We start from the raw sequence: 15673 nt of genomic DNA on the forward strand, positions 1-15673 counted from the left end.
ATCAGGCCCGGATGTGGATGCCGCCGTCGATATACACGGTGTCGCCCGTCACCCGGCGGGCGAAATCGCTGGCCAGGAAGGCGCAGTGCCAGCCGACATCCATGACGTCCACCAGCTCGCCCACCGGCGCCCGCTCGGCGGCCTCGTTGAGCAGCAGGTCGAAATCCTTCAGCCCTGACGCCGCCCGCGTCTTCAGCGGCCCCGGCGAGATCGCGTGCACGCGGATGCCGACAGGGCCGAGCTCGTAGGCCAAATAGCGGCACGACGCTTCCAGCGCCGCCTTCACCGGGCCCATCACGTTGTAGTTCGGCACCACCTTGTTGGCGCCGTAATAGCTCATGGCGAACATCGCCCCGCCCCCGGTCATCAGCGGCGCCGCCAGCCGGGCCATGCGCACGAAGGAATGGCAGGAAATGTCCATCGCCTTGGCGAACCCCTCGGCCGAGCAATGCAGCAGACCACCCTGCAGGTCCTGCTTCGGCGCGAAGGCAATTGAATGGACCAGAACGTCCAGCGTGCCCCAGCGATCGCGGATCGCGTCGAACACGGCCTCCATCTGGCCGGGCACGGAGACATCGAGCGGCAGGAAGAGCGGCGCCTCCAGCCCCTGGGCCAGCGGTTCCACGAACGGGCGGGCCTTCTCGTTCAGGTAGGTCAATGCCAGCTCCGCGCCCGCCACCCGGAAGGCGCTCGCGCAGCCATAGGCGATGGAGTGGTCGTTGGCGACGCCGACGACCAGGGCCTTGCGGCCCGCCAGCACGGGGGTCCGTTGGAGCGGCGGCGCAGCCTCGCTCGCCGTCACTTCACAGCTTCCGGCGCCGGCGCTCCGATCATGGCCTCGATCCGCGCGAGACGGCGTGCGGTCTCCGGTGAAGGCTTGCCGGACGCCTCCACCACCAGGCGGATCGCGTTCAACAGTTGCCGCCGCTTCGCCTTGTCGTCAGGCAGGAGGTTCGGCAGGGCGGCGATCGCGCGCTCCTCATCGCGGCGCACGATCAGGAACTGCTCGCGCGCCACTTCCTTGATCCGGTCGAATGGAAGACGGGCCGCCGCGGGCGCCTTTGCCCGTATCTGGCTCAGCACGACGAAGCTACGCTCGTCCACTTTGGCGTTGGGAAAGTTGATGTAGATCAGTGCGCGCACCAGCGCCTCCAGCTCCCCGCCTTCGGCCAGGTGCGCGTCCAGCTCCGCCTCCCTCCGGGCCGCTATCGCCTCGCGGATCGCGTCGCGGCCCTCGCGGCGCCGGCCCGTGCCATTGGCCATCAGACCCATGGCCGCCTGCATGAACGGGTTGCCGTAGGTGGAGTGGAACAGCACCTCCTCCCACGTGTCGCGCATCACGCCATAGGTCTGCAGCGCGGTCTCGATCCATGTGGAGACCGCGCCCTCCAGCTGGCGGAACGGATTATCATCGGGCGCCGGGCGACGATCCGCGCGCACCGCTTCGGCCATGCCCGCCACTGCCTGCCCGAGCGGATTGCGGTCGGAAAACGCCTCGAAGCGCATCCGGTGCGGATGCAGGTTGCGCATCATCTGCGCGGTCTCCGGCGTCACCATCGCGCGCACAGCCGGCGCCAGGAGCGTCCGGTACAGGCCCAGGTTGACGTCCGACAGCCTGGCCACCGTGGCAAACCGCAGGTCGTCCTCGGCGCTGTTCGTGCCCAGGGCGCGGATATCATCCAGCTTGCGCCGCTCCAGGCGGAACAGGTAGCGGCCCATGATCAGCTCGGGATTGGCGATGTCGGGGTCGACCTCGGTGATTACCGCCTCGTAGAGCCCGGGTGGCATCAGGTCGATCATGTCCATGCAGCCGATCAGCTCGCTATGCTCCTTCGTCGCCACCTTGCCGGAGACGAAGATGCCGAGATGGCCGATACTCTGGTGCAGCGTGTAGACGATGGTCTGCCCGCCCGAGATGATTTCATCGTCGGTGTCGTACAGGTCCAGCACCCAGTCCAGCGCCTGCTGTGGCGGCGTGATGTCGTCGCCCCAGGAGCAGAACACGATGATCGGCGATCTGATGTTGCGCAGGTCGACGCGCATCCCGTCCGAGGTGGTGATCTCGCCCGAGCTCAGCCGGTTGCCGACGAACAGGTTGTCGGCGATCCACTGCATCTCGCCGGCGTTCAGCAGCACCGGGCTGCCCCACCATTGCTCGAAGCCCAGGAACCGGCCGGCCTCGGTGTCGACCTTCGAGAAGACGTTGTAGGCCTTCTTCCAGTAGGTGTTGGCCGGGTTCATGTTCTCGAAGTTGGCGACCAGGTTGGCGCCGTCGAAGATCCCGGCGCCGAGGTCGCCGGACAGCGCCGTCAGCCACGTGCCGCCCAGCATGCCGCCGAGATAGCGCAGCGGATTGCGGCCGCGCACACCGGCCCAGTATGACAGCGGCGCGCCGGCGAGCAGCAGCGGCCCCACCAGATCGGGCACGATGGAGGCCATCATCATGACCTGCCAGCCGGCCTGGCAATTTCCGATCAGCACCGGCTTGCCATCCGCCCGCGGATGCCGATCCACCACTGTCTGAACGAAATGCGCCTCGGCCCGGCACACATCCTCGATCGTCTGGCCGGCCACCGGCTCCGTCAGGAAGCCCACGAAATAGCAGGGATGCCCGGCCTGCAGCGCCACGCCGATCTCGCTGTCATGCTTCATGCCACCTATGCCCGGCCCGTGGCCGGCCCGCGGATCGAAGACGATGAAAGGCCGGCGGGTCGGGTCCACGTTCACGCCAGGCGGCGGCACGATGCGCACCAGGCCGTAATTCACCGGGCGCGGCAGCGTACGGCCGTCCACCAGTATCTCGAACTCGAAGCTCAGCACGTTCGGCGCCGTGCGGGCGGCCGCCTCCAGATGCGCATTGCCTCGCCGGCGCAGGATATCGAGGAACAGGATCGTCCGTTGCGCTGTATCGACGACGTAGTCCTGCGCCCGGCCCAACACGTCGAGCCCGCTCCAGCACGAGGCCAGGTCGGCCGCGTCGCCGCAGGGCATGGGCCATTGGCCGATCAGCCGCGGCCCCTCGCTGGGACGTTCCACTGCACCGTTCATGGCCCCCTCCGATCCCGTGGGGGCGTGATCATGCGCCTTCGCAGATGCAGCATTCAAGCGTCAGGCGCGTGACATTGGCGCGAACGCGCCACGCACGCCCCGGGCTGATCAGGCGGCCAACGCGGCCCGTATCGCCGCCAGCGCGGCATCCGCCTTCTCGGCATGAGGCCCGCCGGCCTGCGCCATGTCCGCCCGCCCGCCGCCACCCTTGCCGCCGACCGCTGCACTCGCCGTCCGCACCAGCTCCACTGCCGAGTAGCGGCTGGTGAGATCGGCGGTGACGCCCACCACGATGCTTGCCTTGCCCTCGGCAGTGGACACCAGTGCCACCACGCCACTCTCGATCTGCTTGCCGATGGCCTCGGCGATGCCTTTCAGCTCGCGCGGCGGCACCTCGCCGAGGTTGCGGGGCGCGAACCGCACGTCGCCGACCTGCTCGACCTCCGCCGCCGCGCCGCCGGTCGCAAGCTTCTTCTGCAGCTCCGCCACCTGGCGTTCCAGCTTGCGGCGCTCCTCGGTCAGGGCGGCCACGCGCTCCGGCAGTTCGGCCGGGTTCGCCTTCAGCACCGCGGCCGCCTCGTTCAGCCGCCGCTCGGTCTCACCGACCACCGCCAGCGCGGCGTCGGCCGTCACCGCTTCGATGCGGCGCACGCCGGCGCTCACGGCGCCCTCGCCGACGATCTTGAACAGGCCGATATCGCCGGTGCGTCGCACATGCGTGCCGCCGCACAGCTCCACGGAGAAGGCGGTCCGGTTGCCCTCGCCCTTGCCCATCGCGACGACGCGCACTTCCTCGCCGTATTTCTCGCCGAACAGCGCCATCGCGCCCTCGGCAACCGCGGCTTCGGGCGTCATCAGCCGCGTCGTCACTTCGGTGTTCTCGCGGATCCTGGCATTCACCTCGTGCTCGACCCAGGCCAGATCCTCGCGCCCGATCGGCGTCGGCTGCGAGACGTCGAAGCGCAGCCGGTCGGGCGCGTTCAGGCTGCCCTTCTGCGTCACGTGCTCGCCCAGCCGCCGGCGCAGCGCCTCGTGCAACAAATGGGTGGCGCTGTGATGCGCGCGGATCGCGGCGCGGCGCGCATGGTCGACCTCAGCCATCACCGGCGTACCGACCTCGGCCACGCCCTCGACGACGCGGCCGAGATGCACGAACAGCTCGCCCAGCTTCTTCTGCGTGTCGGTGACGGCGATGCGCAGGCCGGCGCCGGTGATCACGCCGGTGTCGCCCACCTGGCCGCCGCTCTCGGCATAGAACGGGGTCTGGTTCAGCACCACCGCAACGTCGGTCCCGGCCTCGGCCTTCGGCACCGGATGCCCGTCCACGACCAGCGCCGCGATCTCGGCCGCGGCGGTCTCGGTGGAGTAGCCGAGGAACTCGCTGGCGCCGATCTTCTCCTTGATCTCGAACCACACCGTCTCCGTGGCCGCCTCGCCGGTGCCGGCCCAGGCCGCGCGCGCCCGGCTGCGCTGCTCCGCCATGGCCGCCTCGAAGCCGGCGACGTCGACGCCGCGGCCCTGCTCGCGCAATGCGTCCTGCGTCAGGTCCAGGGGGAAGCCAAAGGTGTCGTACAGCTTGAACGCCACCGCGCCGGGGAGCGGCTGGCCCTCGCCCAGCCGCGCCGTCTCCTCGGTCAGCAGGCCCAGGCCGCGGTCCAGCATGGCCTTGAAGCGCGTCTCCTCCAGCCGCAGCGTCTCGGTCACCAGCGGCTCGGCACGGACAATCTCGGGGTAGGTCGCGCCCATCTGGCGGATCAGTGCCGGCACCAGCTTGAACATCACGGGGTCGCGCGCGCCCATCATGTGCGCATGGCGCATGGCCCGGCGCATGATCCGGCGCAGCACATAGCCGCGGCCCTCATTACTGGGCAGCACGCCATCGGCGATCAGGAATGTCGTGCTGCGCAGATGGTCGGCGACCACGCGGTGGCTGACGCGATGCGGCCCGTCCGGATCCTGCCCGGTCGCGTCGGCGCTGGCCAGGATCAGCGCGCGCAGCGTGTCGGTGTCGTAGTTGTCGTGCTTGCCCTGCAGGATGGCGGCGAACCGCTCCAGCCCCATGCCGGTGTCGATCGACGGGCGCGGCAGGTTCACGCGGGTGCCCGGCGGCCCTTCCTCGTACTGCATGAACACGAGGTTCCAGATCTCGATGAAGCGGTCGCCGTCCTCGTCGGGGCTGCCGGGCGGGCCGCCGGGAATGGAGGACCCGTGGTCGTAGAAGATTTCCGAGCACGGGCCGCACGGCCCGGTGTCGCCCATGCGCCAGAAATTGTCGGAGGTGCCGATGCGGATGATCCGCTCATCCGGCAGGCCCGCGACCTTCTTCCACAGCGCCGCCGCCTCGTCGTCCTCGCTGTAGACGGTGACAAGCAGCTTGTCCTTCGGCAGGGCGAAATCCCGGGTCAGCAGCGTCCAGGCGTGGTGGATCGCCATGTCCTTGAAGTAGTCGCCGAAGGAGAAGTTGCCGAGCATCTCGAAGAAAGTGTGATGCCGCGCGGTGTAGCCGACATTGTCGAGGTCGTTGTGCTTGCCGCCGGCGCGCACGCATTTCTGCGCCGTGGTGGCGCGCGTGTAGGCCCGCTTTTCCTGGCCGGTGAACACGTTCTTGAACTGCACCATGCCGCTGTTGGCGAACATCAGCGTGGGGTCGTTGCGCGGCACCAGCGGGCTGCTCTCCACCACTTCATGGCCGTGGCGGTCGAAGTAGTCCAGGAAGGTGGCGCGGATGTCGTTACTGCTGGCCATGGCGCGGCGGCATTTCCTGCAAGGGGAACGAAAGACCCGGTGACGTAGCGCACGCACACCGCACTGTCACGCGCCACGCGCCCGCCGGGCCTTCCATATGGAGCGGATCTTCCGTCCTTCAGCCTGCGCCGCTGTCCACCCAGGCCTCGCCTGGCCGCAATGCGCGAAACCGTGCCGGGTCGATCCCGGCCGCTTCCAGCGCCGCCGCCAATGCCGCCGGGGGCTGGTCGATGGCCTCGTCGGTGAGCTGGAACGTGCCCCAGTGGTGCCCCAGCGCCTGCGCCGCACCGCAGTCGCGGAAGGCGCGCACGGCTTCGGCAGGGTTCATGTGCTGGGCGCCCATGAACCAGCGGGGCTCGTAGGCGCCCACCGGCAGCACCGCCACGCGTGGGGCGCCATGCCGGTCCCGGATGGCGCGGAACAGCGCGCCGTCGCCATAGGCGGTATCGCCGACATGATAGATGACGCCGGCCGGCGTGGTCAGCACGAAGGCGCCCCACAGCGCCATCCGCCGGTCGCGCAGCCCACGCGCGGACCAGTGCAGCGCCGGCTCCAGGGTCGCGGTCACGCCGGGCGCCAGTCGCACGGCCTCGCCCCAGTCCAGCACGTCCACGCCGATCTCCGGCCGGCGGCGGCGGATGATCGCGTCGTTGCCAAGCGGCGCCACGATGCGCGGCCGGAACCGTGCCCACAGCCGGTGCAGCGTCGGCAGGTCCAGATGGTCGTAGTGGTTGTGGGTGACCAGCACCGCCTGCACCGGCGGCAGGTCGGCGAGCGCGATGCCGGGCGGGTTCACGCGCCTTGGCCCGGCGAAGCGCAGCGGACTGGCACGGGCGGACCAGACGGGATCGATCAGGATGTTCAGCCCGGCCACCTGCACCAGGAAGCTGGCATGCCCCACCAGGGTGATCCGCAGCCCGGCGACCCGCGGCGGCGGCATGGCGCCGGCGAACGGGCTGGGAAACGAGGCTGGCCACCGCGCCCGCTCGCCGCGGAAACGCCAGCGCAGCAGATCGCCGGCCCGCTTGTCCGTGTCATGGCCGGGGATGAAGAACCGGGTGCCGTCGAAATGGCCCGAGGGCGGGCCGCGGTGATAGGGCGTACGGGTCAGTGCGGCATCTCCCTGGTCACACGCAGCCCGGCGATCGCCACGCGCAGGCCGTTCAGCCGCAACGCGATCTCGGCGCTGCCGCCGGTGGGGCAGCAATTGGCGTCCTGGTCCTGCCACAGATCGGTCCGCGCGGTCATGCTCAACCAGTCCGGGTAGATGCCCTTCCACGCCCCGAGGCCTTTCGGCAGCCGTTGGCCCAACGCCTCCACCCAGCTCTCGATATCCACTTCACGCCAGGTTCCGTCGCGCCACGCATACAGGGCCTCCGCGGAGTAGTCGCCGGTCCCCAGCGAGTGCCCGGGCAGCAGCAGGAACGGCCCCGCCGGATTGGTCACGATGCCCGGTGCGCCGAACTGGGTGCTGCCGCCCTGGGCCCAGACCACCGGCACCACCTGGTCCGTCCCGGTCGCCGCCAACACCACCACGGCCGCACCGCTGCGCCGCCCGGCATCGTCGTAGACCTGCAGCTGATAGACCAGCGCAGGCCCTGGCGCACCCGCCACGCTGCCGGAGTCCTGCACCTTGCAGACCCCCGGCAGGTCATCGTCGAGCCGCACGCACATGCTGTCGGCGTCAGCGCGCAGGATGGGCGTGCGAATGGCGCGGATCCGGGCCGCCATGGCGCGCAACGACGCGCTGCGCGCCTGGATCGCCTGCAGCAGGAACGCGTCCGTATCCGCCCTGCCCAGCTCCTGCGCCAGCCAGCGCGCCTGCTCGCGGCGCAGGGACTGCGCATTGACCGCCACCGCCATCGCCGCGGCATAGGCAGCCGCCAGGTCACTGTCGGCGTCGGACAGCGCAAGGCTGGCGCAGATTCGCTTCTCCATGGGCGTCACGGCCCGCGTGCAATCGAACCCGGCGGCGAAGGAATGCCCGGCAACCATCTGAAACATAACGATCGCCAGCACACCCAGCATCGGCACCTCCGGCCGAAGCGGCGGCCAAGAGCAACATGGGGCGGATCGGCTTCGCCAATCTCATAGATTTGCCGGGCAAATCAAATTGCGAGTGCCCTGGCCCCGGCGTTTGCCGTGTCTTGCGATGGGCGCCAGGATCAGCAGGGGCGGCGGAACCCGTTCAGCGACGATACGGCAATGGCAGCAGAATGCGCACCGGCAGTTTCACCAGGCCGGTGGGGCCGGGCACGATGACCAGGGCGTCCGGGGCGTAATCCGTCATCATCTCGCGGCAGGCGCCGCAGGGCGGGACGACCGCCATGTTCCGATCGTCCTCCTCCGGCTTGGGGTGGCGCACCGCCACGGCCGTCGTGATGGTGCCGTCGCCCTCCAGCACGGCGCGCCCCAGCGCCACCGCCTCGGCACAGACCGACAGGCGCCCGACGGTTGCGCCCAGATGCACGCCAGTCCAGATCCGCCCGTCGCGACCGCGCAACGCCGCGGCCACAGTGTGCCAGAACGGGCGGTAATGATGCTGCATGACCGACCGCGCCGCCTCGACCAGGGCGCGATCGGCGTCGTCCAGCGGAAGCCCCGCGTCGGGGCTGATGCGCGCGTCCAAGGGCGCCCTATTCAGCCGCCTCGGCGTCGTCCGTGTCCGGCGCGTCCATCATGTTGGTCACCACGCCGGCATGTTCCCGCACTTTCTTTTCAATGGCTTCCGCCATGTCCTTGTGATCCCGTAGGAACTGCTTGGCGTTCTCCCGCCCCTGGCCGATGCGGGTGCTGTCATAGCTGAACCAGGCGCCCGCCTTCTCCACCACATTGGCCTTCACGCCGAGGTCGATCAGCTCGCCCACCTTGCTGATGCCTTCGCCGTACATGATGTCGAACTCCACTTGCCGGAACGGCGGGGCCAGCTTGTTCTTCACCACCTTCACGCGGGTCTGGTTGCCGACAGCCGCCTCACGGTCCTTGATCTGGCCGATGCGGCGGATGTCCAGGCGGATGGACGCGTAGAACTTCAACGCGTTGCCGCCCGTCGTCGTCTCCGGATTGCCGAACATGACGCCGATCTTCAGGCGGATCTGATTGAGGAAGATCAGCATGGTGTGGCTGCGTGAGACGCTGCCGGTGATCTTGCGCAGTGCCTGGCTCATCAGCCGCGCGTGCAGGCCGACATGGCTGTCGCCCATCTCGCCTTCCAGCTCGGCGCGGGGCACCAGGGCGGCGACGCTGTCCACGACCAGGATGTCCACCGCCCCCGAGCGCACCAGCGTATCGGCGATCTCCAGCGCCTGCTCGCCGGCGTCGGGCTGGCTGATCAGCAGGTTGTCCACGTCCACGCCGAGCTTGCGCGCATAGATCGGGTCGAGCGCGTGCTCGGCGTCGATGAAGGCGCAAGTGCCGCCGCGCTTCTGCGCCTCGGCGATGGCGTGCAGCGCGAGCGTGGTCTTGCCCGAGCTTTCCGGCCCGTAGATCTCGACGATGCGCCCGCGCGGCAGGCCGCCGATGCCCAGCGCCAGATCGAGGCCCAGCGAGCCCGAGGGAATCACCTCGATCTGCTCGTCGCCCGAGCGCGCGCCCATGCGCATGATCGAGCCCTTGCCGAAAGCCCGCTCGATCTGAGCCATGGCGGCGTCGAGGGCTTTGTTCTTATCCATCAGTATCCGATCTCCCGGGGGGTACGCGTGGAGGCATGAAGCATGCGCCGATTACGTCGAGTCTGTCACATCCCGCAACGGCCCGGCAATCGGGCCGAAGGTCCGGCCGGGCGAGCGGTTAAGGAATTGTTCCTTCTATGTTCACGAATCCACAGTTGTAAAGAACAAAGCAGGAAAGGACGCCGCGCGGAACCACCTCCCTACACGACGTTGACCAGCGCCCCGCCATCCACCGGCAAGGCCACGCCGGTGATGAAATCCGCCTCGTCGGAGGCCAGGAACAGCGCCGCATTGGCGACGTCCCACGCCGTGCCCATGCGCCCGCGCAGCGGCACCCTCGCGTTGCGCTCGGCGGCCACCTCGGCGCGGCTGCGGTTGCTGGCGCGCGCCCGCGTATCCACCGCCATCGGCGTGTCCATCAGCCCGGGCAGGATGACGTTGGCGCGCACGCCGTATGGCGCGTTCTGGATCGCCACCTGCTGGGTATAGGCGATCATCGCCGCCTTCGTCGCCTTGTAGGCGACGGTCGGATAGTTGTGCTTCGCGGCCGCCGACGAGATGGTGATGATCGACCCGGACCGCTGCGCGCGCATGACCGGCAGCACATGCTTGATCGCCATCACGCAGCCGCGCAGGTTAATCGCGCAGATGCGGTCGAAAGCCGCTTCGGTGATCTCGGTCGGCGAAGCGTCGCCGCCGGCGATGCTGACGCCGACATTGTAGTGCAGGACATCGATCCGGCCCCAGCGGCTCCGCGCTTCGGCAATGGCGGCGGCGAGCGTGGCCTCCTGCGTCGCATCGGCCGCGAAGGGAACGCAGATGCCGCCCTGTTCCGCGACCCTGACGGCGGTCTCCTCGGCGGACGGCAGCACCCGATCGACGGCGAGCACTTTCGCGCCTTCGCGCGCGAAGCGCAGGGCCGTGGCGCGGCCGTTGCCCATCCCCTCGCCGGGCCCCTGCCCAGCGCCGATGATAATCGCGATCTTGCCTTCAAGACGCGTGCCTGCATCCGCCATGGACGCCCCCTTGGCGGTTGATCCGCCTTGCGGCCACCTCAACATCGCGGCACCCGGGGTGTCAAACCGGCGCGCGACAGGACTCAGCTTCCGGCCGATGCCTCCGCGGCCACGGCGGCGGTCACGTCCTCCAGCTTCGCCGCAAGCTCCTTCAGGGAATATGGCTTCGGCAGGAACGCCGTCGCGGTGGAATCGAGATCGCGCCGCAACGTCTCCTCGGCATAGCCGGAAACCAGGATCGCCGGCAGACGCTTCTGGCCCAGCCGCGTCCGTACGCTGCGGACCAGCGTGGCGCCGTCCATGCCGGGCATCACCATGTCGGTGACGATCGCCATGACGCTGCCGGGTTCGCCCTCCAGCAGCGCCAGCGCCGCCTCGCCGCTTTCGGCCGACAGAACGTGCCAGCCATGGCGCGCGAGTGTGCGCTCGGCCAAGCGGCGCACCGGCTCTTCGTCCTCGACCAGCAGCACGCGGCGGATCGCCTGCGTGCGCGTCGCCTGCGCCTCGCCCGTGGTCGCCGCGGTTTCCTTCGGCACGCGCGGGATGGCCACCGCCTCCTGCCCGTCCCAGCGCGGCAGGTAGACGCGCACGCGCGTGCCCTGTCCCGGCTCGCTCTCCACCGCCAGGAAGCCGTCGGACTGGCGGATGATGCCGTGCACGGTGGATAGGCCGAGGCCGCTGCCGCCGCGGTCACGCTTGGTGGTGAAGAACGGGTCGAAGATCCGTGGCAGCACGTCGGACGGAATGCCGGTGCCGGTGTCGCGTACCTCGATCATCACGTAGCGGCCCGGCGGGATCGTTTCCGGCCCGCGGGCCAGCGGGCGGTACAGCGTCATGTGGCCGCTGCGCAGGGTCAGCACGCCGCCATCCGGCATGGCGTCGCGCGCATTCACCGCCAGGTTGACCAGCACCTGGTCGAGCTGCGTGGGATCGGCGCGCACGGTGCGGCCGGGGCTCTCCAGATCGAGTTCCAGCCGCACATTGCCGCCGAGCAGCCGGCGCAGCAGGCCGGACAGGTCGGTGATCAGATCGTTCACCGCCAGCACGCGCGGCTGCAGGGTCTGCTGCCGGCCGAACGCCAGCAACTGGCGCACCAGGGCGGCGCCCCGCGCGGCGCTGGCCTGGATATGCGTCGCGTCCTCCTGCGTCTCCGGATCGAGGTCGGGGCGCAGGCTGATCGATTCGGCGGCGCCCAGCACCGCGGTCAGCAGGTTGTTGAAGTCGTGCGCGATGCCGCCGGCAAGCTGCCCCACCGCCTGCAGCTTCTGGCTGTGGGCGAGTTGCGCCTCCAGCTGCTTCTGCAAGGTGATGTCGGCGATGCGCAGTAGTGCGCCGCTGATCTCGCCGTCGGCCTCGCGCAACGCGGTCGCGGAGACGCTGACCATCGGCTCCCAGGGGTCGCGCGCATCGGCCCCGCTGACGGCCCCTTCCAGCCTGGTCACAAAAACGCGAGCAGCGGTCAGACGCCCGGCCAGGACCGGCGAAACCTCGTCCCACGCCGATTCGCGGCGGTCGGCGGCGAACACGAGATCGGCCGGCGCGCCCCGCGCCAAATCGACTCCGGCGCCCACCATCTGATGCAACGCCTGGTTCGCCCGCACGATCCGGCCGTGCCGGTTGACCACCAGCGCCCCGAATGGCGCGTCCTCGAACAGCAATTCGACGATGTCGTCGGGGCGGTGATCGGGCGCGCCATCCCGGGGGCCGGCCAGACGCTCGATCAGGCTGGATGCGCCCTTGCGGCGATGCAGCCGCGCAAGCAGGCGTGCCAGCGCGGTCATTCGCGCGCCCCCGCCCGCAGCCGCGATTCCGCCGCGCGCGCCGCGCGCACCCGGCCGCTCAGGCGCCACACATAGGCGACGATTTCGGCAACGGCCTTGTAATGCTCAGCAGGAATCTCCGCATCGAGCGCGACGCGGTAGAGCGCGCGCGCCAGCGGCGGGTTGGCAACCAGGGGAACGCGGCTTCGCTGCGCCACCTCGCGGATTCGGGCCGCCACGTCGTCCACGCCCTTCGCCACCACTTTCGGGGCGCCGCCGCCCGCGCGGTCGTACGCCAACGCCACGGCGTAATGCGTCGGGTTCGTCAGCACCACGGTGGCTGTCGGAACGGCAGCCATCATGCGCTTGCGGGCACGCTGCACCCGGATCTGCCGAATGCGGCCCTTGATGCGTGGGTCGCCTTCGGTCTCCTTGTGTTCGTCACGAAGATCCTCACGACTCATCCGCAGACTGCGGGCATGCTGCAACCGCGCCCGCACCACGTCCAGCGTCGCGATGACCGCCTGGGCGGCGAGCATCGAGAACAGGATGCGCATCACCTGCCGCGTCAGCCCGTCGGTGAGGCCGCCGGCATCCCAGGCCAGCGCCTGCCGCAGCTGCGGCATCAGCGCGGGCAGCGCCTGCCAGCCGGCCCACGCCACCACGCCGACCTTGAGCACGGACTTGCCGGCCTCCGTCAGCACCGTGAGCCCGAACACGCGCTTCAGCCCGCGGCGCGGATCGAGCCGGTCCAGTTTCGGCATCAATGCGGAGAGGTTCAGCAGGAAGCCGGTCTGCAGCAGGATCGCGGCCGCCCCGGCGACCAAAGCGGCGAGCACGAACGGCGCCGCGGCGGCGATCGTCGCCAGCGCCGCCTCGTGCATGGCCGCGACCGGGTCCAGCCGGTGCGCCTGCTCCAGGAACACGGCCATGCGCCGCGCCAACGCCTGCGCCATCGCCGGTGCCGCCATGGCGAGAACCAGGGCCGCCGAGCCCATCACCGCCAGCGCCGACAGCTCGCGCGATATCGGCACGTTGCCCTCCTCGCGGGCACGCTGCAGCCGGCGCGCGGATGCCGCCTCGGTGCGGTCTTCCTGATCGGCCATCGGCTACAGACCGGGCAGCGCCGCAAAGGCGGATTGCAGGTCGGCCTGCCAGGCCGCCAGCATGGCGCCACCGAGTACCCCCAGCAGCAGGATGCCGCCAAGGATCTGGCCGGGCATGGCAGCGAAATAAACCTGCAGCTGCGGCACCAGCCGCGCCAGCAGACCCAGCGCCACCTGCCAGACCGTGCCAGCCAGCACGAACGGCGCGGCCAGGCGCAGTGACAGAGCGAAGGATTCGCCCACCGCGCCCACTGCGACCTCGGCGGAATCGGCCGCGGGCAGCAAGGCGCCGGGCGGGACGAGGGTATAGCTGCCGGCGAGCGCGGACAGCGGCAGCACATGCAGCCCGCTTGCCAGCACCGCCGCCGGCGCGGCCAGCGCCAGCAGCCGCGCCATCGCCGCCGTCTGCGGACCCAGCGCGGGATCCGGCTGCAGCACGTTGGTAAGCCCGGCCATGCCGGCGGCGATCTGCCCCGCCATCGGCAGCGCCACCAGCAGCAGCCGGGTCAGCCAGCCCAGCCACAGCCCGGTGGCCAGCTCGGCCGCGACCATGCCGGCCGCGCGAAGGGCGTCGCCGGGAACCGGTGGAATCTGCGGTGCCACCACCGGCAGCAGCACCGCCACCAGCGCCAGCGTGAAGCCGGCGCGGACGGTGGCGGGCAGCTCCAGCTCGCCGATGCCGGGCAGCAGCATGCAGGCGCCGCCGACGCGCGCGATCAGCAGGCCGGTGGCAAACGCCCAGGCCGGCAACTGCGCGAGGAAGGCCGCATCATCGGCGGACATCAGCCGCGCATGCTCATTGGCCGCCGACGACCACCATCCGATCGAACACCACATGGGCGAAGTCGGTCAGGGTGATGAGCATGAACGGCCCCATCACCAGCAGGGCGCCGCAGATCGCCAGCACCTTCGGCACGAAGGCCAGCGTCTGCTCGTTGATCTGCGTCACCGCCTGCACCAGCGACATCACCAGCCCGACGGCCAATGCGGTCGCGAGCGGCGGACCGCCGAGCTTCAGCACCACCATCATGGATTCGCGCAGCAGCGCGCCGACATCGCCGTCCTGCATGTCCGTCCCGCCCTTTTGCCGGGAGGATGCCGATCTCAGATCGGCATCTTCATGATGTCCTGATAGGCCTGCACCACGCGGTCGCGGACGGCGACGGTGGTCTGCAATGCCAGCTCCGCCTTCGCAACCGCCGTGACCACGTCGGTGATGCTGCCGTTGCCGGCGATCGCCTGCATCGTCTTCGCTTCCGCCTCGCGGTTCGCGTCCACAGCGCCTTCGACCGCGCGCTGCAGCGTGCCGCCGAAATCGGCGCCGGAGCCGGTTGCGGAAAAGGCACCGGAATCGACGCGGCGATAGGCCTGGACGGCCGCCGACGGCGAGACCGTGATGGTGGGAAGCGCCATCGGGGCCGTGCCGCCTATTTCAGCATCTCGATCGTGCGCGACAACATGCCGCGCGTGATCTGCATCACCGAGACATTGGCGTTGTACGACCGCTGCGCCTCGCGCATGTCCATCACCTCGACGAAGCTGTTCACGTTCGGGGTGCGCACATAGCCGTTCGCGTCGGCGGCGGGATGGCCGGGATCGTAGCGCAGCGGCAGATCGCTCTTGTCCTCGCCGATCTCGCGGACTTTCACCACCTCGACTCCCAGCGAGCGGTCCATCTCGTTGCCGAACGTCACTGTCTTGCGACGATAGGCCGGCGCCCCCGGCGAGCTGCCGGTGCTGTCCTGGTTGGCCAGGTTCTCGGCGATGATGCGCAGCCGCGTGGTCTGCGCCTGCATGCCGCGCGCCGAAATGGTCAGCGCCTTCTCCATATCCATGTCAGCCTCCTGCGGGTCTGGCCCGTTGCAGCTCAGCGGCCCAGAGCGGTGCGGAAAAATCCGAGATATTTCTTGTAGAGATCGCCCACGAGCGCCTGCGTCGTCTCGGTGTCGGCGATCCTGGTGAGCTCGACGTCCAGCGACACCGCGTTGCCGTCCGGCGCGCGCTGGCCGGGAACCGGCCGCGCATTCGGGCTGCTGCCGGCGGCGCCCGGCAGATGCATCGGGTTGGTCTGCACCGGTGCTGCTTCCGCCTGGGTCAGCTGGGCCGCGAACGGCGTGAGGTCGCGCGACCGCCAGCCGGGTGTGTTCGCATTGGCGACGTTCTGCGCCAGCAGCTCCTGCCGCTTGTCTACCCAGGCGAGCCGCTTGTCGGCCAGGTCGAACAGCGCGATGCGCGTGAGATCCATGTCGGTCGCCTCTTCCAGCCGCATCAGACTGCCGCAAGCTGGCGAACAAGACGTTAACCGCACGGCATGTCGCGCATGGCAT

General features: G+C 69.7%; 15 protein-coding genes. All 15 read right to left on the minus strand.

Annotated features, from left to right (window positions below):
- Window position 1: 1 nt before the first annotated feature.
- A complete protein-coding gene (fabI, locus tag OL599_RS10955) occupies window positions 2-802 on the minus strand; it encodes an enoyl-ACP reductase FabI (RefSeq protein WP_264713778.1) in 801 nt (266 codons plus the stop codon).
- Window positions 799-3048: a DUF3141 domain-containing protein gene (locus OL599_RS10960; protein ID WP_264713779.1), complete on the minus strand. Its 2250-nt coding sequence runs from the start codon at window positions 3046-3048 to the stop codon at window positions 799-801. The genes fabI and OL599_RS10960 overlap by 4 nt, the downstream gene beginning before the upstream one ends.
- A 108-nt stretch (window positions 3049-3156) precedes the next feature.
- The gene (gene alaS, locus OL599_RS10965) at window positions 3157-5793 is read right to left on the minus strand and encodes an alanine--tRNA ligase (protein WP_264713780.1); all 2637 of its coding nucleotides are present in this window, start codon (window positions 5791-5793) and stop codon (window positions 3157-3159) included.
- 118 nt (window positions 5794-5911) lie between these two features.
- Window positions 5912-6733: an MBL fold metallo-hydrolase gene (locus OL599_RS10970; RefSeq protein ID WP_264713781.1), complete on the minus strand. Its 822-nt coding sequence runs from the start codon at window positions 6731-6733 to the stop codon at window positions 5912-5914.
- Between the two features lie 167 nt (window positions 6734-6900).
- Window positions 6901-7821 (minus strand): lysozyme inhibitor LprI family protein, encoded by a 921-nt coding sequence (locus tag OL599_RS10975; RefSeq protein WP_264713782.1) that lies wholly within the window; start codon window positions 7819-7821, stop codon window positions 6901-6903.
- Window positions 7822-7981: 160 nt separating this feature from the next.
- On the minus strand, window positions 7982-8422 hold the full coding sequence (locus OL599_RS10980) for a cytidine deaminase (protein WP_264713783.1): 441 nt from the start codon (window positions 8420-8422) through the stop codon (window positions 7982-7984).
- 7 nt (window positions 8423-8429) lie between these two features.
- Window positions 8430-9464: a recombinase RecA gene (recA, locus tag OL599_RS10985; RefSeq protein ID WP_264713784.1), complete on the minus strand. Its 1035-nt coding sequence runs from the start codon at window positions 9462-9464 to the stop codon at window positions 8430-8432.
- 200 nt (window positions 9465-9664) lie between these two features.
- Window positions 9665-10480, minus strand: a complete 816-nt coding sequence (locus OL599_RS10990; RefSeq protein ID WP_264713785.1) for an SDR family NAD(P)-dependent oxidoreductase — start codon at window positions 10478-10480, stop codon at window positions 9665-9667.
- Between the two features lie 83 nt (window positions 10481-10563).
- Window positions 10564-12261, minus strand: coding sequence for an ATP-binding protein (locus OL599_RS10995; protein ID WP_264713786.1), 1698 nt, complete (start codon window positions 12259-12261; stop codon window positions 10564-10566).
- Window positions 12258-13346: an EscU/YscU/HrcU family type III secretion system export apparatus switch protein gene (locus tag OL599_RS11000; protein ID WP_264713787.1), complete on the minus strand. Its 1089-nt coding sequence runs from the start codon at window positions 13344-13346 to the stop codon at window positions 12258-12260. Before OL599_RS11000 ends, OL599_RS10995 begins: the two co-directional genes overlap by 4 nt.
- A 3-nt stretch (window positions 13347-13349) precedes the next feature.
- The gene (locus tag OL599_RS11005) at window positions 13350-14129 is read right to left on the minus strand and encodes a flagellar biosynthetic protein FliR (RefSeq protein WP_264713788.1); all 780 of its coding nucleotides are present in this window, start codon (window positions 14127-14129) and stop codon (window positions 13350-13352) included.
- 13 nt (window positions 14130-14142) lie between these two features.
- Window positions 14143-14415, minus strand: coding sequence for a flagellar biosynthesis protein FliQ (gene fliQ / locus OL599_RS11010; protein WP_264713789.1), 273 nt, complete (start codon window positions 14413-14415; stop codon window positions 14143-14145).
- 35 nt (window positions 14416-14450) lie between these two features.
- Window positions 14451-14759 carry a flagellar hook-basal body complex protein FliE gene (fliE, locus tag OL599_RS11015; protein ID WP_264713790.1) on the minus strand — a complete coding sequence of 103 codons (309 nt, stop codon included), beginning with the start codon at window positions 14757-14759 and terminating at the stop codon, window positions 14451-14453.
- Between the two features lie 14 nt (window positions 14760-14773).
- Window positions 14774-15181: a flagellar basal body rod protein FlgC gene (gene flgC / locus OL599_RS11020; protein ID WP_264713791.1), complete on the minus strand. Its 408-nt coding sequence runs from the start codon at window positions 15179-15181 to the stop codon at window positions 14774-14776.
- 32 nt (window positions 15182-15213) lie between these two features.
- Complete coding sequence (locus tag OL599_RS11025; RefSeq protein ID WP_264713792.1) at window positions 15214-15615, minus strand: flagellar basal body rod protein FlgB; 402 nt, start codon at window positions 15613-15615, stop codon at window positions 15214-15216.
- Window positions 15616-15673: the final 58 nt, after the last annotated feature.

Origin of the sequence: Limobrevibacterium gyesilva, from assembly GCF_025989185.1 — a bacterium.
Lineage (GTDB): Bacteria > Pseudomonadota > Alphaproteobacteria > Acetobacterales > Acetobacteraceae > Limobrevibacterium > Limobrevibacterium gyesilva.

Excerpts from the sequence above, each read along its gene's own strand:
- OL599_RS11000 (WP_264713787.1), bottom strand. The coding sequence starts at position 13,346 with ATGGCCGATCAGGAAGACCGCACCGAGGCGGCATCCGCGCGCCGGCTG.
- OL599_RS10990 (WP_264713785.1), bottom strand. The coding sequence starts at position 10,480 with ATGGCGGATGCAGGCACGCGTCTTGAAGGCAAGATCGCGATTATCATC.
- OL599_RS10960 (WP_264713779.1), bottom strand. The coding sequence starts at position 3,048 with ATGAACGGTGCAGTGGAACGTCCCAGCGAGGGGCCGCGGCTGATCGGC.
- fliQ (WP_264713789.1), bottom strand. The coding sequence starts at position 14,415 with ATGCAGGACGGCGATGTCGGCGCGCTGCTGCGCGAATCCATGATGGTG.
- fliE (WP_264713790.1), bottom strand. The coding sequence starts at position 14,759 with ATGGCGCTTCCCACCATCACGGTCTCGCCGTCGGCGGCCGTCCAGGCC.
- OL599_RS11025 (WP_264713792.1), bottom strand. The coding sequence starts at position 15,615 with ATGCGGCTGGAAGAGGCGACCGACATGGATCTCACGCGCATCGCGCTG.
- OL599_RS10975 (WP_264713782.1), bottom strand. The coding sequence starts at position 7,821 with ATGCTGGGTGTGCTGGCGATCGTTATGTTTCAGATGGTTGCCGGGCAT.
- alaS (WP_264713780.1), bottom strand. The coding sequence starts at position 5,793 with ATGGCCAGCAGTAACGACATCCGCGCCACCTTCCTGGACTACTTCGAC.
- OL599_RS10970 (WP_264713781.1), bottom strand. The coding sequence starts at position 6,733 with ATGCCGCCGCCGCGGGTCGCCGGGCTGCGGATCACCCTGGTGGGGCAT.
- OL599_RS10995 (WP_264713786.1), bottom strand. The coding sequence starts at position 12,261 with ATGACCGCGCTGGCACGCCTGCTTGCGCGGCTGCATCGCCGCAAGGGC.
- OL599_RS11005 (WP_264713788.1), bottom strand. The coding sequence starts at position 14,129 with ATGTCCGCCGATGATGCGGCCTTCCTCGCGCAGTTGCCGGCCTGGGCG.
- recA (WP_264713784.1), bottom strand. The coding sequence starts at position 9,464 with ATGGATAAGAACAAAGCCCTCGACGCCGCCATGGCTCAGATCGAGCGG.
- flgC (WP_264713791.1), bottom strand. The coding sequence starts at position 15,181 with ATGGATATGGAGAAGGCGCTGACCATTTCGGCGCGCGGCATGCAGGCG.